Source organism: Sphingomonas sp. BE123 (assembly GCF_031456015.1).
In the GTDB taxonomy this organism is placed as follows: Bacteria; Pseudomonadota; Alphaproteobacteria; order Sphingomonadales; family Sphingomonadaceae; genus Sphingomonas.
On record NZ_JAVDTW010000001.1, the window covers coordinates 93749 to 115479 of the forward strand.

The 21731-nt window shown below is 65.7% G+C and carries 14 protein-coding genes and 2 tRNA genes; 12 read left to right on the forward strand and 4 right to left on the reverse strand.

The genetic code is table 11. The annotated features are described in order from the left end of the window. Window positions 1–134: 134 nt before the first annotated feature. Entirely contained in the window at window positions 135–1838 is a 1704-nt protein-coding gene (rpsA, locus tag J2Y54_RS00360; RefSeq protein WP_310036019.1) for a 30S ribosomal protein S1, read from the reverse strand. A 327-nt stretch (window positions 1839–2165) separates the two neighbouring features. Here rpsA and J2Y54_RS00365 point away from each other — a divergent pair, with 327 nt between their 5' ends. Continuing rightward, window positions 2166–2588, forward strand: coding sequence for a hypothetical protein (locus J2Y54_RS00365; RefSeq protein ID WP_310036022.1), 423 nt, complete (start codon window positions 2166–2168; stop codon window positions 2586–2588). Between the two features lie 45 nt (window positions 2589–2633). Here the strand turns inward: J2Y54_RS00365 and ald are convergent, their stop codons facing one another. After that, window positions 2634–3740 carry an alanine dehydrogenase gene (ald, locus tag J2Y54_RS00370; protein ID WP_310036024.1) on the reverse strand — a complete coding sequence of 369 codons (1107 nt, stop codon included), beginning with the start codon at window positions 3738–3740 and terminating at the stop codon, window positions 2634–2636. A gap of 142 nt (window positions 3741–3882) precedes the next feature. Here ald and J2Y54_RS00375 point away from each other — a divergent pair, with 142 nt between their 5' ends. The 5 genes from J2Y54_RS00375 to J2Y54_RS00395 all read left to right on the forward strand — a co-directional run bounded on the left by J2Y54_RS00375 (window position 3883) and on the right by J2Y54_RS00395 (window position 10313). Then, window positions 3883–4353, forward strand: a complete 471-nt coding sequence (locus J2Y54_RS00375) for an Lrp/AsnC family transcriptional regulator (RefSeq protein WP_310036025.1) — start codon at window positions 3883–3885, stop codon at window positions 4351–4353. 421 nt (window positions 4354–4774) lie between these two features. Next, window positions 4775–6703, forward strand: coding sequence for a potassium transporter Kup (locus J2Y54_RS00380; RefSeq protein ID WP_405052853.1), 1929 nt, complete (start codon window positions 4775–4777; stop codon window positions 6701–6703). Window positions 6704–6749: 46 nt separating this feature from the next. After that, complete coding sequence (locus J2Y54_RS00385) at window positions 6750–7256, forward strand: 2'-5' RNA ligase family protein (RefSeq protein ID WP_310036027.1); 507 nt, start codon at window positions 6750–6752, stop codon at window positions 7254–7256. A gap of 70 nt (window positions 7257–7326) precedes the next feature. Beyond that, window positions 7327–7403: transfer RNA gene (locus J2Y54_RS00390), tRNA-Met, on the forward strand. 459 nt (window positions 7404–7862) lie between these two features. Then, window positions 7863–10313, forward strand: a complete 2451-nt coding sequence (locus J2Y54_RS00395) for a TonB-dependent receptor domain-containing protein (protein ID WP_310036029.1) — start codon at window positions 7863–7865, stop codon at window positions 10311–10313. A 33-nt stretch (window positions 10314–10346) separates the two neighbouring features. Here the strand turns inward: J2Y54_RS00395 and J2Y54_RS00400 are convergent, their stop codons facing one another. Next, window positions 10347–10820: an Lrp/AsnC family transcriptional regulator gene (locus J2Y54_RS00400; RefSeq protein ID WP_310036030.1), complete on the reverse strand. Its 474-nt coding sequence runs from the start codon at window positions 10818–10820 to the stop codon at window positions 10347–10349. Between the two features lie 94 nt (window positions 10821–10914). On the opposite strand from J2Y54_RS00400, the gene putA reads away from it, so the two are divergent. Both putA and J2Y54_RS00410 read left to right on the forward strand, forming a co-directional pair. After that, window positions 10915–14514 carry a trifunctional transcriptional regulator/proline dehydrogenase/L-glutamate gamma-semialdehyde dehydrogenase gene (putA, locus tag J2Y54_RS00405; RefSeq protein WP_310036032.1) on the forward strand — a complete coding sequence of 1200 codons (3600 nt, stop codon included), beginning with the start codon at window positions 10915–10917 and terminating at the stop codon, window positions 14512–14514. A gap of 89 nt (window positions 14515–14603) precedes the next feature. Continuing rightward, the gene (locus J2Y54_RS00410) at window positions 14604–15821 is read left to right on the forward strand and encodes an FAD-dependent oxidoreductase (RefSeq protein WP_310036033.1); all 1218 of its coding nucleotides are present in this window, start codon (window positions 14604–14606) and stop codon (window positions 15819–15821) included. Between the two features lie 8 nt (window positions 15822–15829). Here the strand turns inward: J2Y54_RS00410 and J2Y54_RS00415 are convergent. Beyond that, window positions 15830–15903, reverse strand: a tRNA-Cys gene (locus tag J2Y54_RS00415). A 185-nt stretch (window positions 15904–16088) separates the two neighbouring features. Between J2Y54_RS00415 and J2Y54_RS00420 the strand changes: the two genes are divergently transcribed. The 4 genes from J2Y54_RS00420 (at window position 16089) to J2Y54_RS00435 (ending at window position 21589) form a co-directional block, all read left to right on the forward strand. Continuing rightward, window positions 16089–16751 carry a protein-L-isoaspartate O-methyltransferase gene (locus J2Y54_RS00420; RefSeq protein ID WP_310036035.1) on the forward strand — a complete coding sequence of 221 codons (663 nt, stop codon included), beginning with the start codon at window positions 16089–16091 and terminating at the stop codon, window positions 16749–16751. Between the two features lie 14 nt (window positions 16752–16765). After that, window positions 16766–18268, forward strand: a complete 1503-nt coding sequence (locus J2Y54_RS00425; protein WP_310036036.1) for a TolC family outer membrane protein — start codon at window positions 16766–16768, stop codon at window positions 18266–18268. A gap of 67 nt (window positions 18269–18335) precedes the next feature. Next, window positions 18336–18869 carry a DUF2497 domain-containing protein gene (locus tag J2Y54_RS00430; protein ID WP_310036037.1) on the forward strand — a complete coding sequence of 178 codons (534 nt, stop codon included), beginning with the start codon at window positions 18336–18338 and terminating at the stop codon, window positions 18867–18869. 38 nt (window positions 18870–18907) lie between these two features. After that, the gene (locus J2Y54_RS00435; RefSeq protein ID WP_310036039.1) at window positions 18908–21589 is read left to right on the forward strand and encodes a valine--tRNA ligase; all 2682 of its coding nucleotides are present in this window, start codon (window positions 18908–18910) and stop codon (window positions 21587–21589) included. The last annotated feature ends 142 nt before the right edge of the window (window positions 21590–21731 follow it).

Sequence of the window (21731 nt, forward strand, 5' to 3'; positions counted from 1 at the left end):
GATGCTGTAGGCGGGGAAGGGGGCGGGCATCAACGGAATCTTGCCGGATGCGCAACAATTCTGAAACTTGGTGGCCGAAGCCTTTGAATTTGCGGGAACCGGGCGGGTGCACAACGCACCCGCCCGTGAACCAGTTACTTCTTCTCTTCGCGCGCCTTGAGCGCTTCGCCGAGAATGTCGCCCAGCGACGCGCCCGAATCGGACGAACCATACTGTGCAACCGCTTCCTTTTCCTCGGCGATCTGCATCGCCTTGACCGAGAAGGTCGGCTTCTTCGAACGATCGAGGCCGGTGACCATCGCGTCGAACTTCTGACCGACCTGGAAGCGTTCCGGACGCTGCTCGTCGCGGTCGCGACCCAGGTCCGTGCGCTTGATGAAGCCGGTCACGCCGTCTTCGCCGACCTGAACCTCAAGGCCCGAGTCACGCACTTCGAGAACGGTGACCGTGACGATCTCGTTCTTGTTGACGCGTGCGCCCGCTGCCGGCGTCGGGACGCCACCACGCTCGAGCTGCTTCATGCCGAGGCTGATGCGCTCCTTGTCCGGCTCGACCGCGAGCACGACGGCCTTGACCATCTCGCCCTTGCGATGCAGCGCCAGCGCGTCCTCGCCCGAAATGCCCCACGCGATGTCGGACATGTGGACCATGCCGTCGACGTCGTTGTCGAGGCCGATGAACAGGCCGAATTCGGTGGCGTTCTTGACTTCGCCCTCGACTTCGGTGCCGACCGGGTGCGCAGCCGCGAAGGCCTCCCACGGGTTCTGCTGGGCCTGCTTGAGGCCGAGCGAGATGCGGCGCTTGTCCTGGTCGACCTCGAGCACCATCACGTCGACTTCCTGGCTGGTCGACACGATCTTGCCCGGATGGACGTTCTTCTTGGTCCAGCTCATTTCGCTGACATGGACCAGGCCTTCGATGCCCGGCTCCAGCTCGACGAAGGCGCCATATTCGGTGATGTTGGTCACGCGGCCGCTCAGCTTCGCGCCGACCGGATACTTGACGCCGGCGCCGTCCCACGGATCGCTCTCAAGCTGCTTCATGCCGAGGCTGATGCGCTGGGTGTCGCGGTTGATGCGGATGATCTGCACCTTCACCGTGTCGCCGATGTTCAGCATTTCCGACGGGTGGTTGACGCGCTTGTAGCTGAGGTCGGTGACGTGCAGCAGGCCGTCGATGCCGCCCAGGTCGACGAACGCACCATAATCGGTGATGTTCTTGACGACGCCGTCGATCACCTGGCCTTCCGCCAGCGACTGGATCAGGCCCGAACGCTGCTCGGCGCGGTTCTCTTCGAGGACGGCGCGGCGCGAAACGACGATGTTGCCGCGCTTGCGGTCCATCTTCAGGATCTGGAACGGCTGCGGCAGGTCCATCAGCGGCTGAACGTCGCGGACCGGGCGGATATCGACCTGGCTGCCCGGCAGGAATGCAACGGCGCCCGAGAGATCGACGGTGAAGCCGCCCTTGACGCGCCCGAAGATCACGCCTTCGACGCGGTTGCCCTGGCTGAACTCCAGCTCGAGCTTGTCCCATGCGGCTTCGCGGCGCGCGCGGTCGCGCGACAGCATCGCTTCGCCATTGGCGTTCTCGACGCGGTCGACATAAACTTCGACTTCGTCGCCGATCTTGAGGTCAGCCTTCTGGCCCGGCGCCGCGAATTCGCGCAGCGGCACGCGGCCTTCGCTCTTGAGGCCGACGTCGATGACGGCGAGGTCGTTTTCGATGCCGGTGACGGTGCCGATGACGACGCGGCCTTCAAAGCTTTCTGCGCCGCCGAGGGTCTGGTCGAGAAGCGCGGCGAAATCGTCGCGCGAGGGGTTTGCCGTAGAGGCCATAAAGGGTTCAGTCCTAACTATCGTTTTTCCGGCCGGCTGGTTGGATCCAGCGGTCTTTGAGGCCGAAACGCCGCGGCGGCCGAACGCCGGTCGCGGCATTCGTTGAACGGCCCGGGCGAAGGGACTGACGCTCTTTCTGGAAAAGCGAAAACGGCGCTGGGGTATTACGCCCCGCGCTTCCCTCCGCAAGCGCCGCTCGCAGAACGGGCGCCGCATAGCCGGGGAGACGGGAAAAGGCAAGCTGGAGCGGCGATTCTTCGGGTTACCGCTTTCTTTACCTAGGCTCGTTACGCTCGCGACCCATTATAAGCTGCGGGGGGAGGGGCTATGATACCGGTAACCATGCGGGCCGGCGAGGCGCATGGGCGCGTGGTCGCGTCGGTTGCGGACCAATATGAAGTGATCCGCGACGATCGGCTCGGCCTGCTGCGGATCCGTTGCGTGGGGTTGCGGCTCGGCGACGAGGTCGACCGGTATCTTGCCGTGCTCGACCCGATCGTTGCGGACATGCGCGCATGTTTCGGTCGCGTCCGCGTGCTGGCGGACCTGCGTAACGCGCCGATCCGGACGCAGGACGCCGCGGACAGGATGCGCGCGGGCAATCTTCGCCTCTATCGTGCCGGGGACCGCGTTGCGCTGATCGTCGAGTCCAGCCTGCTCAAGATGCAGTTGCGCCGGACATTGGTCGCGTATCAGAACATCTTCGTCTCACCCAACGCCGCCGAAACCTGGGCAACAGCGGAAGTCTGACGCGATCGCATCCTCCCCTGCGGGGCAGGGGAGGACCGGACGGGTTCAGGCGCTCCAAGCCTGGAACGGCAGGTCGAGGTCGTCGGCGACCGCCTTGAACGCGATCTTGCCCTGATAGACGTTGAGGCCGTTGGCGAGGTGCGGATCGGCGGCCATCGCCTGTTCCGCGCCAAGGTTGGCAAGCTTCATCACGAACGGCAGCGTCGCGTTGTTGAGCGCGAAGGTGCTGGTGCGCGCGACCGCGCCGGGCATGTTGGCGACGCAATAGTGGATCACGCCATCGACCTCATAGACCGGGTTTTCATGCGTGGTCGCGTGGCTCGTCTCGAAACAGCCGCCCTGATCGATCGCGATGTCGACCAGCACGCTGCCGCGCTTCATCGTCTTGAGCATCTCGCGCGTCACCAGCTTCGGCGCCGCTGCGCCGGGAACCAGCACCGCGCCGATCACGAGGTGCGCATTCGCCACCGCCGCGGCGATCGCCGCCTTACTGGCATAGGCTGTCTTGATCGTGCTGCCGAAATGCATGTCGAGTTCGGCAAGACGGGCATTGTTGATGTCATAGATGGTGACATCGGCGCGCAGGCCGGTCGCCATCTGTGCCGCATTGATGCCCGAAACGCCGCCGCCGAGGATCGCGACGCGCGCCGGCGCCACGCCGGGAACCCCGCCGAGCAGCACGCCGCGGCCGCCCTGTTCCTTTTCGAGGTAATGCGCGCCGACCTGCACCGACATGCGGCCCGCGACTTCGCTCATCGGCTTGAGCAGCGGAAGCGAACGGTCGTTGGCGGTCACCGTTTCATAGGCGATGCAGGTTGCACCCGACTTCATCAGCCCTTCGGCCTGCGGCTTGTCGGCGGCGAGGTGGAGATAGGTGAACAGCGTGTGGCGCGGTTCGAGCAATGCGATCTCGCTCGGCTGCGGCTCCTTGACCTTTACGATCATGTCGCTCTGCGCGAACACTTCGGCGGGAGTGCCGACAATGCGTGCACCCGCGGCGATGTAATCGGCGTCGCTGAAATCGATGCCCATGCCGGCATTGGTCTGTACGACCACCTCATGCCCCGCGGCGCTCAGCTCGGCGACCAGTGGCGGGGTCAGGCCCACGCGATATTCGTGGTTCTTGATTTCCTTGGGGACACCGACGCGCATGGACACTCTCCGACCTGGTTTTTGTTTCGAGTGTGACCGTAGCGCAGCTTGCCACCGCAAATCCCTGCAAAGTCATGCGCTGTTCATCGTGATGACGCACGCGTATGGTGTTTAGAGGAACATTATTGGAAATTCGTGCAAGATGGATCGAATCGACGCCGCAATCCTGAAACTGCTCGCCACGAATGCGCGGGCGCCGGTGAACCAGATCGCGGGCGAGGTCGGCCTGTCCCCATCGGCGTGCACGCGCCGCATTCAGGCGCTGGAGGCGTCGGGCCATATTCAGGGCTATGCCGCCCGGCTCGGGCTGCGGCGATTGGGCTATAGCGTCACCGCTTTTGTCGACATCACGCTCGGCACCGAAGTGGACGAGGATCTCGCGCGGTTCGAGGCTGCGGTCGCGCAGATCGACGGGATCGTCGAATGCGCGCTGGTATCGGGTGGCTATGATTACCGCCTGAAGGTGCTGTGCCGTGACCTCGATGATTACGAGCGCCTGCACCGCGAAAAAATGGGCCGTTTGCCCGGCGTGGTGAAGATCAGTTCGAGCTTCGTGCTACGCTCGGTCCCGACGCGAAGCGAGGCGGATGCGCTGTTTGCTGGCGGACGGTAGCCACAAGCGCGGGCGGGCAATCGCGCTTGGCCTAGAATGTATTCAGCCATCTCGCTGGAATGTCAGCGGCGGCGAGGAAGGACAAGATCGACGACAGGCCCCAGTTGGCCGTGAAGATCCAGAAAAACACGGGCTGATCGCAGCGCTTCGGGTTGATCGAGGACCATCTGTGGCCCTCCCCGGTTCGGATCGCGTCGATCAATATCCAGAGAAACAGAAGCGCAGGAAGCAAGAACAGGGGCTGGGTCACCGGGCGGTTCTAGCCGCCCGCTTCGCCTCTGCAACTCGCGGTCAGGCTGGGGCTAGGCCTGCTACCCGTTGCTACCCCATGCTGCACGTGCTAACCGCCCGCGCTGTTTCAACGGACAGGCATTGGTCTGATGACCCCTCGCTCTCTCGCCACGGCACGTAAGTTCTTCCCGTGAGCGAGCCCAACGGAAGCCACGAGCCGGCTGCCGACTCGACTCCCACCGACCAGCATCACCCGCATGGCCGCGAGGCCGCGCTGTGGAAGCTCGCGGTCGGCGCGATCGGGATCGTGTTCGGCGACATCGGCACCAGCCCGCTTTATGCGTTCAAGGAAACCTTTGCGGGGCATCACCCCCTCGCGCTGGACCAGGAACACATCATGGGCGTGATCAGCCTGATGTTCTGGTCGATGATGGCGGTCGTGACGCTGAAATATGTCACGATCATCATGCGCGCCGACAACAAGGGTGAGGGGGGCAGCCTGGCGCTGCTCGCACTGATCAACCGCGCGAGCGGCCAGAAGAAATGGACTGCGGGGATCGTCATCCTCGGCGTGTTCGCGACCGCGCTCTTTTATGGCGACTCGATGATCACCCCGGCGGTCTCGGTGCTGTCGGCGGTTGAGGGTATTGCGGTGGCCGCGCCGGCGTTTTCGGGATGGATCCTGCCGATCGCGGTCGGCATCCTCGTGGCGCTGTTTTCGATCCAGCGGACCGGTACCGCGCGGGTCGGCGCGATGTTCGGGCCGATCATGCTCGGCTATTTCGCGGTCATCGCCACGCTGGGCACGCTCAGCGTGATCAAGACACCGGAAGTGCTGTGGGCGCTGTTGCCCGGCTATGCCGTGAATTTCTTCGTGATCGACGGATTTGCTGCGTTTCTTGCGCTTGGCTCGGTCGTGCTCGCGGTGACGGGCGCCGAGGCGCTCTATGCGGACATGGGCCATTTCGGACGGCGTCCGATCCGCGTGTCGTGGTTGTGGTTCGTGCTCCCGGCGCTGATGCTCAACTATATGGGGCAGGGCGCGCTGTTGATGCGTGACGCCAGTGCATTGCAGAGCCCATTCTATCTGCTTGCGCCCGAATGGCTGCGGCTGCCGCTGGTCGGTATCGCGACGATGGCGGCGATCATCGCATCGCAGGCAGTCATCACCGGTGCCTTCTCGGTCACGCAGCAGGGCATCCAGCTCGGCTTCATCCCGCGCCTGCGGATCAGCCACACCAGCGCATCGACGGCGGGACAGATTTACATCCCGCTGATCAACTGGGCGCTGATGATCGCCATCATCCTGCTCGTTCTGAGCTTCCAGACCTCGTCCAACCTCACCGCGGCCTATGGCATCGCGGTGACCGGGGCGATGCTGATCGACAATTTCCTGATCGCGGTCGTCCTGTTCGGCCTGTGGAAGTGGAAGAAGCGCTACGCGGTGCCGCTGCTCGCGCTCTTCTTCGTCGTCGATCTGGCCTATTTCACGGCGAACCTGACCAAGGTGCCCGATGGTGGCTGGTTCCCGCTACTGGCGGGCGTGGTGATCTTTACGCTGCTCACGACCTGGTCGAAGGGACGTCGCCTGATGGTGGACCGGATGCGCGAGAGCGCGATGCCGATCCAGGTGTTCATCCAGTCGGCGGCAAGCTCCGCGACGCGGGTCAAGGGGACCGCCGTGTTCATGACCTCTACCCCCGAGGGCGTGCCGCACGCGCTGCTCCACAACCTCAAGCACAACAAGGTGCTGCACGAGCGGGTGGTGCTGCTGACGGTCAAGATCGCCGACCAGCCTTATGTCGACGAGAAGGATCGGGTGACGCTCGACGACCTGGGGCAGGGGTTCCACCGCATGAAGATCTTTTACGGCTTCATGCAGGAGGCGGACGTGCCCGCGGCGCTGCAATCGTGCGCCGAATGTGGTGGCGCATTCAAGATGATGGACACGAGCTTCTTCCTGTCGCGGCAGACATTGTTGCCGTCGGAGCATCCGGGCATGCCGATCTGGCGCGAAAAGCTGTTCGCGTGGATGCTGCGCAACGCCGAAAGTGCGATGGAGTTCTTCCGGCTGCCCACCAATCGCGTGGTCGAGCTGGGGAGTCAGGTCGAAATTTGAGGGCGTTTGGTCGCGCGGCGACGCCGGGCCGGTGCGGGAGCAAAGCATGACTCCCGCTCCGATCATCGTGTCCGCGCTGCTCGGGCGGCAGGATCAGGCCGAGTTCGATGCGTTGCGGCGGGCGCATTTTCCGCCCGAGCGCAATGTGCTGCCCGCGCATCTGACCCTGTTCCATCACCTCCCGCCGTCGGCGCTGGACGAGCTCAAGCACCGGCTGAACGCCGCAACGCGCGGCGTTCGTGCGCCGGCGGCGCGGGCGGCGGGGCTGATGTCGCTGGGGCGTGGCGTCGCGGTGCGGATCGAATCGCCGGGGCTGGCGGCGATCCGCAGTGACCTGAGCGAAGCCTTTGCCGGGCTGCTGACCCCGCAGGATGCCGGCGGCTGGCGCCCCCACGTCACGATCCAGAACAAGGTTACGCCGGCGATGGCCAAGCTGTTGCTGGGCGCGCTGGGCCGGGAATTCCGGCCGCGCGATGTGGAGATCGCGGGTCTCGCCGCCTGGTATTATCGTGGCGGACCGTGGGAAGCTATTTCCCGTCACATGTTCGCTTGACCGCGCCGGAATCGCTCCGTATGTGCGCCGCTCTCGCTCGCACCCGAACGGATGCGAGCCGCCATGGTAGGGCGGAGTAGCTCAGTTGGTTAGAGCACGGGAATCATAATCCTGGGGTCGGGGGTTCAAGTCCCTCCTCCGCTACCAAATCACCACTCAGCTGATTTCAGCGCACGATTACATCGTGTTGCGTGCCACTGGTGCTGCGGATTTTCGCGCACCGCATTGACGCGCGCATCGGCTTGATTCGCCGTCGGCCGGTGGCCAGTCGCTGAAGCTATTCGCGGTGGCAGGGCCCACGACCCCCCCCCCCCCCCCAATTGTTATGATTTAAACCAATCTTCTTACTGCGCTAATGGCGCATGAAAATGACGTCTGTATTTATACAGTATTTGGGAAAATCTCCCTTGTTCTGTCGATATATACTTGGTGTCGCGCTTGATCCTCCCGACCGATGCTCGCCTGACCCCTATATGAAGGAATCGTCTCGGGAGATGCGGCGTATCTGATTGCCGAAATCCCGCAACAAAGAACGGGAACAGGTGAGGATCATTGATCATGGCGAAGACGTCACTTCTCGTGTTTGTATCGTATCTTGCGATTACGATGCCCGCCGCCGCCGCTGCTGCTGCCCTGCCTGACAAGGATCGTGCGGCAGAGACGGAAGAACAGGCCGATCCCAAGCCGGCACCGCAGGCGCAGGAACTCTTCTCCACCGGCGTGGCCAAGGGGCGCGATCGCCTCGACAGCGCCACTTCCACCAGCGCTCTGCGCGGCAACGATGTCCAGAAGCTCGGGCCGCGCCCGCTCGGCGAAGTGCTGCGGACGATGGCCGGCCTGCGCGTTGCGACCAGCATTGGCGAGGGCAACAACAACTATACGGTGCGCGGCCTGCCGCTTGCTGCCGGTGGTTCCAAATATATGCAGCTTCAGGAAGACGGTCTGCCGGTGCTCGAGTTTGCCGACCTGTTCAACGTTGCGGCCGACGTCTATCTGCGCAACGACCTGAGCGTTGCTGCGATCGAATCGATCCGGGGTGGCTCGGCCTCGACCTTTGCGTCCAACTCGCCTGGCGGTCTGATCAACATCCTGTCGCGTACCGGCGAGGTCGAAGGCGGCACGATTCAGCTGTCGACCGGCCTTGATTACGACGAGAAGCGCGTCGACTTCAGCTACGGGGCCAGGCTGGGTGAAAATACCCGCTTCCATGTCGGGGGTTTCTATCGCTCCGGCGAAGGCCCGCGCGACATCGGTTTTGACGGCTGGAAGGGTGGGCAGATCAAGGCCAACCTTACCCACCAGTTCGACAGCGGATATGTCCGTCTGTACCTGAAGCTCCTCGACGACCGCTCGCCGACCTTCGCGCCCTATTTCGCGAACATCACCGGCACCAACGAAAACCCCGTCATTCGCAGCTTTCCGGGCTTTGACCTGCGGCGGGATTCGGTGCTGTCCTCCAATCTTGGGCCGGTGATCACGCTGGATCAGAATAATCAGCCTGCCGCCCTGCCGATCGCCACCGGGCAGAGCGCGGAATCGCGGTCGATCGGGTTCGAGGGCCAGTTCGAGATCGCCGGTTGGACGATCACCGAACGCATGCGCTACTCGGTCAATCGCGGTGATTTCAGCCGCGCTTTCCCCAACGTCGCGAATACGGTGTCGGCCTTTGCCGCCGGCCAGGGTGGCGCGGGCGCAACGGCGCGCTATGCCAGCGGCCCGCTGGCAGGCCAGCCGATCAGCCCCACCGCCAACATCAATGGCAACGGCCTGCTCTCGCTCTATTTCGTGTCGTTCGTCCGGGCCCGCTCCCTCGACAATTTTACCAATGACATTCGCGGGTCGAAGGTGTGGAATGTATCGGGCGGCAAGCTTACCACGACGCTCGGCGCCTATTTCGCGACGCAGGATCTCAATACCACCTGGTTGCACACGGCGATGAATGTCGACGCCAATGGCGACAATGGCACCGCGATGGTCGACATCTTCAACGCGAGCGGCGCGCCGCAGACGCTGAACGGTTACTACGCCTTTGCCCGCGCCAGCAGCCTGTTCCGCCGCGCGTTCGACGTGAACTACAGGGTGTTCGCGCCCTATGGCTCGGTCAATTTCCATGTTGGCAAGCTCGCGATCGGCGGCAGCCTGCGCTATGACAGCGGCAAGGTGCGCGGGACGCTGGTCGGCGCGGACCTCAACAATGGCAGCGTCGGCCTGATCACGCAGGACATCAACCGCGACGGCCTGATCAACCCCGCTGAAACGCGCGTCGCGTTCCTGCCCTTCAGCCAGCCGGGGGCGGTCAATTACGATTATGGCTATCTCAGCTATTCGGCGGGCGTGAACTATCGCGTCGCCGAACCCTTTTCGGTCTTCGCGCGCTACAGCAAGGGCGCGCGGGCCAATGCCGACAAGGTGCTGTTCACCCCCCTGATCAACAATGACACCGGCGATATCCGCAGTGAGCGCGACAAGCAGGATGAGGTCAGGCAGCTGGAAGGCGGGTTCAAGTTCCGCAAGGACGGGTTCACGTTCAACGCCACTGCGTTCCGCGTTACCGCCGCTGACCATAATGTGCTCAACGGCGCGGCCAACCGTACCGACCGCACCTATCGCGCCACCGGCGTCGAGCTGGAAGGCGGGATCCAGCGCGGTCCGTTCAGCCTGATGGCTGGCGCGACCTATACCAAGGCCAAGATCACCGAAGATCTGCTCGTCCCGTCGCTGACCGGCAAGGTGCCGCGTCACCAGCCCGACTGGACGCTGACCGCTACCGGTTCAGCCGACCTCGGCCGGGCGACCGTGGGTGCCAGCGTGGTGACCATTACCAAGAGCTACGCGCAGGATACCAACCTGCTGGTCATGCCCGGCTTCACCACGGTCGACCTGTTCGCCCAGATTAAGCTGTTCAAGGGCGGCAGCTTCGCATTGAATGTCAACAACGCGTTCGATCAGCTCGGGATTTTCGAGGTCAATCAGGCCAGCGTCCCGGCCAGCGGCATCGGCTTTGCCCGCACCGCTAACGGTCGCACGGTATCCGGATCGCTGCGTTTCGACTTTTAGGAATGGACGCGCGCAGGTGGCGGGCCGGGCCGGTCAGCCACCTGCATCGCGGATCGTCTCCATCGCGACAAAGGTCGATGTACTTGCCACGTGCGGCAGGCTGGAGATGCGTTCGCCGAGCACTTCGCGATAACGGCGGATGTCGGCGGTGCGTACCTTGAGCAGATAGTCAAAGCTGCTGGCGATCATGTGGCATTCCTCGACCTCGGGGATGCGCAGCACGGCCTGTCGGAACGCCTCCAGCGCGTCCTCACGCGTGTCGGACAGTTTCACCTCGGTAAAAGCAATGTGATCGAGGCCGAGGCGGGCGGGATCGACGATCGCGCGGAAGCCGCGGATTACGCCGCTGGCGATCAGGCGTTTGACCCGCACTTGGCATGGCGTCTTGGACAGGCCGACGCGGGCGGCGAGGTCGGTGATCGAGATACGGCCATCAATGCGCAGGATTTCGACGATCTTGCGGTCGAACGGGTCGAGATCGCTGTGCTCGAGGGTATTCTGGCGCATCTTGACTGTTCCGGGCTTGATTTGAAGGCAAAGCGATAAGCCAAAGACATTTCAAAAGTCCATCTGCCGCCTCCGCATCTGGTATCATGGCGCAATGACCAAGCCCTTCGCCGATTTCGCGCCGCCCGTCCGCCCCGCCACTCCGCTGCGCGCGGCAATCACCGCCGCCTATCGCCGGCCCGAGCCCGAATGCCTCGCCGCGCTGATCGAAGCGGCGACTCTGCCCACCGGCGTGCGGGAAGCGGCGAAGGCGACTGCGACCGGGCTGATTACTGCGCTGCGCGCCAAGCATAGGGGCACCGGGGTCGAGGGGCTGGTGCAGGAATATGCGCTGTCGAGCCAGGAGGGCGTGGCGCTGATGTGCCTTGCCGAAGCGCTGCTGCGCATTCCCGATGCCGCCACGCGCGACGCGCTGATCCGCGACAAGATTTCGGATGGCGACTGGAAAAGCCATATCGGCGATGGCCGCTCGCTGTTCGTCAATGCGGCGACCTGGGGGCTGGTGGTCACCGGCAAGCTGACCGGCAGCGTCAACGATGCCGGGCTGGCCGCGGCACTGACGCGCCTGATCGCGCGCGCGGGCGAGCCGGTGATCCGGCGCGGCGTCGACATGGCGATGCGGATGATGGGCGAGCAGTTCGTGACCGGCGAGACGATCGCCGAGGCGCTCAAGCGCGCGCGCCCGCTGGAGGCGCGCGGCTTCCAGTACAGCTATGACATGCTGGGCGAGGCGGCGACGACGATGGCGGACGCCGACCGCTATTATCGCGATTACGAGACTGCGGTGAACGCGATCGGCGCGGCGTCGGCTGGCCGTGGCGTGGTCGGCGGGCCGGGGATATCGATCAAGCTGTCGGCGCTCCACCCGCGCTATGCCCGCGCGCAGGCGGGGCGGGTGATGGCCGAGCTGCTGCCGCGCGTGAAGGCGCTGGCGGTGTTGGCAAAGTCGTACGACATCGGCTTCAACATCGATGCGGAGGAGGCCGACCGGCTCGAACTGTCGCTCGACCTGCTCGAGAGCCTTGCGCTCGACCCCGATTTGGCCGGATGGGACGGGCTGGGCTTTGTGGTGCAGGCCTATGGCAAGCGCTGTCCGTTCGTCATCGACTGGATCATCGACCTCGCCCAGCGCGCGGGGCGGCGGATCATGGTGCGGCTGGTCAAGGGCGCCTATTGGGACGCGGAGATCAAGCGCGCGCAGGTCGACGGGCTTCCGGATTTTCCGGTTTACACGCGCAAGGTGCATACCGATGTCGCGTATATCGCCTGCGCGCGGAATCTGCTCGCGGCGAAGCGCCACGTCTTCCCGCAATTCGCGACGCACAATGCGCAGACGCTGGCGACGATCTACCAGCTTGCCGGGCCGGACTTCAGCATTGGCGATTACGAGTTCCAGTGCCTGCACGGCATGGGCGAACCGCTCTATGACGAGGTGGTCGGCGCGGAGAAGCTAAACCGCCCGTGCCGCATCTACGCGCCGGTCGGCACGCATGAGACGCTGCTCGCGTATCTCGTCCGCCGCCTGCTCGAAAACGGCGCGAACTCCAGCTTCGTCAACCGCATCGCCAATCCCGAAGTGTCGATCGCCGAACTGGTGACCGACCCGGTCGAGATCGTGACCGCGATGGATGCGCCGGGATCAAAGCACCCGATCATCGCACTACCGCGCGAGCTCTATGGCGCGCGGGTCAATTCGGCGGGGATCGACCTGTCGGACGAGACCGCGCTGGCCGCGCTCGGCGACGCGCTGCGCGAGAGTGCGGCGATTGGCTGGCTCGCCCAGCCGGCGAATGGCGAGGGCAAGTCGCGCCCGGTGGCGAACCCGGCCGATGCGCTCGACATTGTCGGCACGGTGGTCGAGATGAGCGAGACGGCTGCGCTGCAGGCGGTCGAAGGCGCCCAGTCGGTCGCGGCGGACTGGGCCGCTGTGCCGGTTGCCGAACGCGCCGCATGTCTCGATCGCGCTGCGGACCTCATGGAATCGCGGATGCAACTGCTGATGGGGCTCATCATGCGCGAGGCGGGCAAGTCCGCCCCGAACGCGATTGCCGAGGTGCGTGAGGCGGTGGATTTCCTGCGCTATTATGCGCAGCAGGCGCGCGCGACCTTGGGTGCCGCCCACGCCCCGCTCGGCCCGGTGACGTGCATCAGCCCGTGGAATTTCCCACTCGCGATTTTCATCGGACAGGTCGCGGCGGCGCTCGTCACGGGCAACCCGGTGCTGGCCAAGCCAGCCGAGGAAACCCCGCTGATCGCCGCGCAGGGCATCGCGATCCTCCACGCGGCCGGCGTCCCCGCCGATGTGGTCCAGCTGGTTCCCGGCGATGGCCAGATCGGCGCGACGCTGGTCGGCGCGGCGGGCACGCAGGGGGTGATGTTCACCGGTTCGACCGAGGTTGCGCGGATCATCCAGCGCCAGCTTGCCACCCGCCTTGCCAGCGACGGTACGCCGATCCCGTTCATCGCCGAAACCGGCGGGCAGAATGCGATGATCGTCGACAGCTCGGCGCTGGCCGAACAGGTCGTCGCCGATGTCATCGCCTCCGCCTTCGACAGCGCGGGGCAGCGTTGTTCGGCGCTGCGCGTGCTGTGCCTGCAGGAGGATGTCGCCGACCGCATCCTGACGATGCTGCGTGGCGCGCTGCACGAGCTGTCGATCGGCCGCACCGACCGACTGTCGACCGATATCGGCCCCGTGATCAGCGCCGAGGCACAGCTCAACATCAACAGCCATATCGAAAAGATGCGCCGGCTGGGGCGCCGGGTGGAGCAGATCGAGCTGGCGGGCGAGACCGGGCAGGGGACGTTCGTGCCCCCGACGATCATCGAGATCGACGCGATCGCCGATCTTCAGCGCGAGGTGTTCGGCCCGGTGCTGCACGTCATGCGCTACCAGCGCCGCGACCTCGACCGGGTGATCGATGCGATCAACGCGACCGGCTATGGCCTGACCTTTGGCCTGCACACGCGGCTGGACGAGACGGTCGAGCATGTCACGCAGCGGGTCGAGGCGGGCAATCTCTACATCAACCGCAACATCATTGGCGCGGTGGTCGGCGTGCAGCCATTCGGCGGGCGCGGGCTTTCGGGCACCGGGCCGAAGGCGGGCGGGCCGCTCTATCTCGGGCGGCTGGTCAAGGCACCGACGGTGCCGGCGGAACTCGCCTCGTCGGCATCCGATCCGGCGCTGCGCGACTTTGCGCTGTGGCTGGGCGAGGGCGGCGATTGTGCGCGGGAGGCCGGCGAGGCGTCGCTGCTCGGCGCGCAGCTCGAACTGCCGGGACCGGTGGGCGAGACCAACCTTTACACCATCCACCCGCGGGGCCGGGTGCTGCTGCTGCCGCAGACGCGTGCGGGGCTGATCGCGCAGCTGTGCGCCGTGCTGGCGACCGGCAACCGCGCGGTGATCGGCAATATGGCGCTGCGTGGGGAGCTGAACGGCGCTCCGGAGCGCGTGATGCAGCGCATCGATTGGGTGGGCGACTGGCGCGCGGGCGGACCGTATAGCGGCGCGCTGATCGAGGGCGATGCGGCGGCGCGCCGCGCGGCGCTGGCGGACATCGCCGACCTGCCTGGCCCGATCGTGCTGGCACAGGCCGGGACGCCGCGGCTCGACTGGCTGGTGGAGGAAGTTTCGACCTCGATCAACACAACGGCGGCGGGCGGTAATGCGAGCCTGATGGCGATGGCCTGAGGCGCGGCGCCGTCGCGCGCCAAAGCTGCTTGCTATTGGCCATTGCCGCTACCGCTGCTAGCCGCTGCCCAAAATGCGGGGAGCGGAAGATGCAGTTCGACATCGTGATCGTGGGTGCGGGACATGGTGGGGCACAGGCGGCAATCGCGCTGCGCCAGGCCAAGTTCGAGGGAACGATCGCGATCATCGGCGACGAGCCCGAGCTGCCCTATGAGCGCCCGCCGCTGTCGAAAGAGTATTTTTCGGGCGAGAAGGCGTTCGAGCGCATCCTGATCCGCCCTGCCGCTTTCTGGGTCGAACGCACTATCGAGATGCTGCTGAACCGCCGCGTGATTGCGGTCGATCCGGTCGCGCACAGCGTGACCACGGCGGATGGCGCGACGATCGGCTATGGCCAGCTGATCTGGGCAACCGGCGGCAGCCCGCGCCGGATCGGGTGTGCAGGCAACGACCTGATCGGCGTCCACACCGTCCGCACCCGCGCCGATGCCGACCGGATGCTGGCGGAGCTGGACGGGGTCGAACAGGCGGTCGTGATCGGCGGCGGCTATATCGGGCTGGAAGCGGCAGCGGTGCTCGCCAAGTTCGGCAAGAAGGTCGTGCTGCTCGAAGCGCTCGACCGCGTGCTGGCGCGCGTTGCGGGCGAGCCATTGTCGCGCTTCTATGAAGCCGAGCATCGCGCGCATGGCGTCGATGTGCGGCTGAACGTAGCGGTCGAGTGTATCGAGGGCGAGGGCCGGGTGAGCGGCGTGCGGATGCAGGACGGCACGGTGATCCCCGCGCAAATGGTAATCGTCGGCATCGGCATCGTCCCCGCCGTCGAACCATTGATCGCGGCGGGCGCGCAGGGCGGCAATGGCGTCGCCGTCGACCATCAGTGCCGCACCTCGCTGCCCGACATCTTCGCGATCGGCGACTGCGCGCTCCACGCCAACCGCTTCGCCGACGACATGCCGATCCGGCTCGAATCGGTGCAGAACGCCAATGATCAGGCGACCTTGGTCGCCAAGACGATCATGGGGCAGGACCTGACCTATGACGCGGTGCCGTGGTTCTGGTCGAACCAATATGATTTGAAGCTCCAGACCGTCGGCCTGTCGACCGGCCATGACCAAGCGATCCTGCGCGGCGATCCGGCGAACCGCAGCTTTTCGGTCGTGTATCTGAAGGACGGCCGCGTCATCGCGCTCGACTGCGTCAACGCGACCAAGGATTATGTGCAGGGTCGCAAGCTGGTGGTCGAGCGGCTGTCGCCCGATCCGGCGGCATTGCCCGACGCCACGGTACCGCTCAAGGAACTGGTCTGAAGAAAGGCTGGAGGCCCGAGCCGGAATCGAACCGGCGTGCAAGGATTTGCAGTCCTCTGCGTAACCACTCCGCCATCGGGCCTCGACAGCGAGGGCGCGATGTGCGCGGGGGCGGGCGCCATGTCAACCACTAGTCAGCTAGCAGCGCGAAAATAGCGTGAATGAACGCCGGGCAGCGCTTGGCGCGGGCGGCGGTGCAGGATAGAAGCAGCCGAGCGAATAAGTGTATTGCGTGACTATAACAGTTGTGCGAACAGGGCTGGAGTGATGATGACCGCGACCACCGAACCCCTGGCCCATGAGGCCGCCCGTGCCGCGATGGTGGCAAGTCAGCTGCGCACCAGCGGCGTGAACGACACGCGCGTCGTCGCGGCGATGGCGCAGGTTCCCCGCGAGGCGTTCCTGCCCGACTCGCAGCGCCCCTTTGCCTATCGCGACCGGTCGTTGCCGCTTGGCCACGGACGCATGCAGAATCCGCCGCTGGCCACGGGGCTGTTGCTGACCGAGGCGCGGATCGAGCCGGGTGAGCGGGTGCTGATGATCGGCGCGGCTGGCGGCTATGCAGCGGCGATCGCGGCGCGGCTCGGCGCGCAGGTGACGATGGTTGAAGAGGATGCCGCGCTGGCCGCACTGGCCCGGACTGCGCTGGATGCCGGTGCCGTGGTGGTCGAAGGCCCGCTCGCGGCCGGCGCGCCTGAGAGTGCGCCCTATGACCTGTTGCTGATCGACGGCGCGGTAGAGCAGATTCCCGCCGAGCTGACCGACCAGCTGCGTGACGGTGGCCGGGTCGTGACCGGCTTGCTCGATCGCGGCGTGACCCGCATCGCCACCGGCGTGCGGACCGGAGGCGGCGTCGGACTGGCCAGCGTGGTCGATATCGAATGTGCGCCCTTGCCCGGTTTCGCCAAGCCGCGCGGGTTCCAGTTCTGAAGAAAGCGAACGAAATGCGATTGAGCCTGATCCTTGCCGGCGTGAGTGTGACCGCCCTGACGCTTCCGGTGGCCGCCCAGACGGTGCCGCCGGCAGCCCAGGCGCCCGCGCCCCGGCCCGCCGAGACGCTGCGCGAGGCGATGGTCAAGGCCTATCGCACCAACCCCGACCTGACCGCCGAGCGCGCCAATCTGCGCGCGACCGACGAGAATGTGCCGATCGCGCGTTCGCGTGGCCTGCCGGGCGTGTCCTCGACCGGTGCCTATAGCGAAAGCCTGTCGAACACCGATGCGACGCCCGGATCGGTGCCGCGCCAGGGCACGCTGGGCGTCGATCTGAGCGTCCCGGTCTTTTCGGGTGGCGCGGTGCGCAATTCGGTGCGGGCGGCGGAAACGCGCGTTGCCGCCGGCCGCGCCGGCCTGCGCAGTGTCGAAGCGGCGCTGTTCACCGATGTGGTGGCGGCGTACATGGACGTGATCCGTGACGAAGCGACGGTGCGGCTCAACCTGCAGAATGTCCGCGCGCTCGACGTGAACCTGCAGGCGACGCGCGACCGGTTCGAGGTGGGTGACCTCACCCGCACCGACGTCGCTCAGTCCGAGGCGCGGCTGGCACTGGCTCAGGCCCAGCTGCGCGGCGCGGAAGCGCGACTGATCTCCAGCCGGGAAGCCTATATCCGCGTCGTCGGCACCGCTCCGGGAGCGCTCACCCCGCCGCCGCCGCTGCCGGGACTGCCGGCCGGTCCCGATCAGGCGGTAGCCGTCGCGCTAGAGGAAAACCCGGCGCTGGAAGGCGCGCGCAAGGCGCGGGAAGCAAGCGGTTACGACGTTCGCGTGGCGCGTGCGGCGCGCCTGCCCACCGTCAGCGTCGGAGTCGGTGGCGATTATTACAATCGCTTCGGATCGGTTCCCGGCGTGGGCGCCAATAGCGGGCTCAAGAATGACGGCTTTGCCACGTCGGCCGGGGTGAGCCTGAGCATCCCGCTGTTTCAGGGCGGGCGCCCTGCCGCGCAGGTGCGCCAGGCACAGGCCCGCGAATCGGTGGCGATCGAGCAGGTTACGGCCGCGGAACGCGGGGTGATCGCGCAGGTGCGGTCCGCTTATGCGGTCTATCAGTCGGCGCTGCGCGTGATCGAGAGCAGCCGCGTGGCGGTCGATGCCAATCGCCTCAGCCTCGAAGGCGTTCGCGCCGAAAACAGCGTCGGCACGCGAACCATTCTCGACATCCTGAACGCCGAGCAGGAATTGCTCAACAGCCAGGTCCAGCTCGTCACCGCCGAGCGCGATGCCTATGTCGCGGGCTTTGCCGTGCTGGCGGCGATGGGGCGCGCCGAAGCGGAAGATCTGGGTCTGGACGGTGGCCCGTTGTACGATCCGGTCGCCAATTACGATCGGGTGCGGGGCAGCCTGTCGGACTGGCGGGACAATCCGACGCCATCGGCAGAGGCGACCCGCACCGTCGGCACGCCCGCCCAGGACCCGTCGGTGACCGGACCGATTGACCCCCAGCCGCGCTAAGGAGTTGACAGCGCCACTGTAAATCCCACAGGTGGCGGCGAGTGCGATTCCTGGTTAAGGAATGACTATGGGGGACGTGAGCAACGAACCGTCGATGGAGGACATTCTTTCCTCCATCAAGCGCATCATCGCCGAAGAGGGCGATGCGGCGGCTGCGTCCCGTTCCCGTCGTCCAGCGCGCCCGGCGCCTGCTGCAGCGGCGCATGACGACGAAATCCTTGAGCTTAGCGAGCCGGCGCCGAGCGAGCCGCTGCGCCCCGAGCCGCGCCGTGCCGCCCCGGCCGCGCAGCGCGACGTGCCGCGCGTCGACCTGCGCGACGTTGCCCCCGATCCTGAGCCGGTGGCGCGCGCCGCCGATCCGATCCTGTCGCCGACGACGGCCGAGGCGACCCGTGGCCCGCTCGAGGCGCTGTCGCGCATGGTGGTGAAGCCCGAACCGGCTGCGGCGCCTGCGATTCCGGCGGGTGAAACTTCGCTTGAGGGCATGGTGCGCGAGATGATCCGCCCGATGTTGCGCGACTGGCTCGACGCCAATCTGCCGCGCATGGTCGAGGAAATGGTTCAGCGCGAGATTTCGCGGATCGCTGCCGGGCGGGACTGAGTCTTGCCTAAGCCGTCCCGCCCGTTAGAGGGCAGGACATGAGCGAACTTCCAAAGACCTTCGACCCCGCCGAGATCGAGCAGCGCTGGTACGCGCATTGGGAAAGCAACGGGCTGTTCCGGCCCGAGCGTCCGGGCGCGCAGCCCTGGACCATCGTCAACCCGCCGCCGAACGTCACCGGCTCGCTGCATATCGGCCATGCGCTGGACAATACGCTGCAGGACATCCTCGTCCGCCATGCGCGGTTGAAGGGCATGGACGCGCGCTGGGTGGTGGGCATGGACCATGCCGGCATCGCGACGCAGATGGTGGTCGAGCGCCAGCTTAACGCCCGCCAGCAAAAGCGCACCGACTTCACCCGCGAGGAATTCATCGCGAAGGTGTGGGAGTGGAAGGCGGAGAGCGGCGGCGCGATCACCGGCCAGCTGCGGCGCCTTGGCTGTTCGATGGACTGGTCCGACGAACGCTTCACGATGGACGAGGGCTTTTCGAAGGCCGTGCTCAAGGTCTTTGTCGACCTCTACAAGCAGAAGCTGATCTACCGCGACAAGCGCCTGGTGAACTGGGACCCGGGCCTCGGCACCGCGATCAGCGACCTTGAGGTCGAGACGCGTGAGGTGAACGGCAAATTCTGGCACCTGCGCTATCCGCTCGCCGATGAGAGCGGCTTCATCCATGTCGCGACGACGCGGCCGGAGACGATGCTGGCCGATATGGCGGTGGCGGTGCACCCGACCGACGAACGCTACACGGCATTGGTGGGCAAGCAGGTGCGGCTGCCGATCACCGGTCGCCTGATCCCGATCGTTGCCGACGAACATGCCGATCCCGAGCTGGGGTCGGGCGCTGTCAAGATCACGCCGGGGCATGATTTCAACGACTTCGAAGTCGGTCGCCGCGCGGGAATCGAGGCGCGCGACATGCTCAACATGCTCGATGCCAAGGCGGCGATCTGCCAGACCAGCGACGGGCTGATCCCCGCCGAGCTGATCGGCCTCGATCGCTTCGACGCGCGCGAGCAGGTGGTGGCGCAGCTCAAGGACGAGGGCTTCCTCGTCCCCTGGACCGACAAGGACGGCAACGAACACGACGCCGAACCGCGCAAGATCCAGACGCCGTTTGGCGACCGCTCGGGCGTGGTGATCGAACCGTGGCTGACCGACCAATGGTATGTCGACGCCGCGACGTTGGCGAAGCCGGCGATCGAGGCGGTCCGCTCGGGCGCGACCAAGATCGTGCCGAAGTCTTGGGAAAAGACCTATTTCAACTGGATGGAGAATATCCAGCCGTGGTGCGTCAGCCGCCAGCTGTGGTGGGGGCATCGCATTCCGGCGTGGTTCGCCGAGGATGGCAGCGTCTATGTCGCTGAATCCGAGGCCGAAGCGCAGGCGCAGGCGGGCGAGGGCGTTGCGCTGACGCAGGACGCGGACGTCCTCGACACCTGGTTCTCCTCTGCGCTGTGGCCGTTCGCGACGCTCGGCTGGCCCGAGAATGATGACCCCACGCTGGGCGGGCGTTACCCGAACGACGTGCTGATTTCCGGCTTCGACATCCTGTTCTTCTGGGATGCGCGGATGATGATGCAGGGTTTGCACTTCATGAAAGAAGTGCCGTTCAAGACCTTGTATCTGCACGGACTTGTCCGCGCCGCCGATGGCGCGAAAATGTCCAAGTCCAAGGGCAATGTGGTCGACCCGCTCGGCCTGATCGACCAATATGGCGCGGACGCGTTGCGCTTCTTCATGGCGGCGATGGAGAGCCAGGGCCGCGACGTGAAGATGGATGAAAAGCGGGTCGAGGGCTATCGCAACTTCGCGACCAAGCTGTGGAATGCGGCGCGGTTCGCCCAGTCCAACGGGATTCGCGCAAGCGAACATGTCGAGGCTCCACGCGCCACGCTCGCGGTCAACAAGTGGATTATCGCCGAGACCGTGTCCACGGTGCAGGCGATGGACATCGCCTTTGCCGATCATCGTTTCGACGGCGCGGCCAACACCATCTACCAGTTCACCTGGAGCCGCTTCTGCGACTGGTATCTTGAGCTGATCAAGCCGGTGCTCCAGACCGAAGGCGCCGAGGGTGCCGAGGAGACGCGGCAGGTCGCTGGCTGGGTGCTCGACCAGATCCTGGTCATGCTCCACCCGTTCATGCCCTTCATCACCGAAGAGCTGTGGTCGAAGATGGGCGACCGGCCCGAGTATCCGATCATCACCGCGCAATGGCCAATGGCGGATGCGCGCGCGCTTGATCCCGAAGCGGCGCAGGAGATCGACTGGCTGATCCGGCTGGTGAGCGAGCTGCGCGCGGCGCGGACCGAGCTGAACGTCCCGCCGGGCGCGCGGCTGGCGCTGCATGTCCGCGACGCCCATGCTGACACGCTGGAGCGGCTGATGCGCCAGAATGCGGCGCTCGCGCGTCTCGCCCGCGTCGATCGTGCCGAGGGCGAGGCGCCGGCGGGCGGTGCGCTGCAGATCGTGGTGGACGAGGCGACTTATGTCCTCCCGCTCGAGGGTGTCATCGACCTCGACGCCGAGCGCGCGCGCCTGACCAAGGCGATTGCGGCGGCGGAGAAGGAGCGCGACAGCCTCAATGCGCGCCTGTCCAACCCGGCCTTTGCCGAAAAGGCGAAGCCGGAGGCGGTGGAAAAGGCGCGGACGGACCATGCCGAGAAGTCGGCAGAAGCGGCGCGGCTGAGCGCGGCGCTGGGGCGGCTCGGGTAACCACCTCTTTCGTCGCCCCGGGCTTGACCCGGGGCAGGGCTGCCCTTCCCGCACGAAGAAGCCCAGCCCCGGGTCAAGCCCGGGGCGACGGTGGAGGGGAGATCCGCCGCCTCATCCGCACCGCTTGCGACCGCGCGGGACT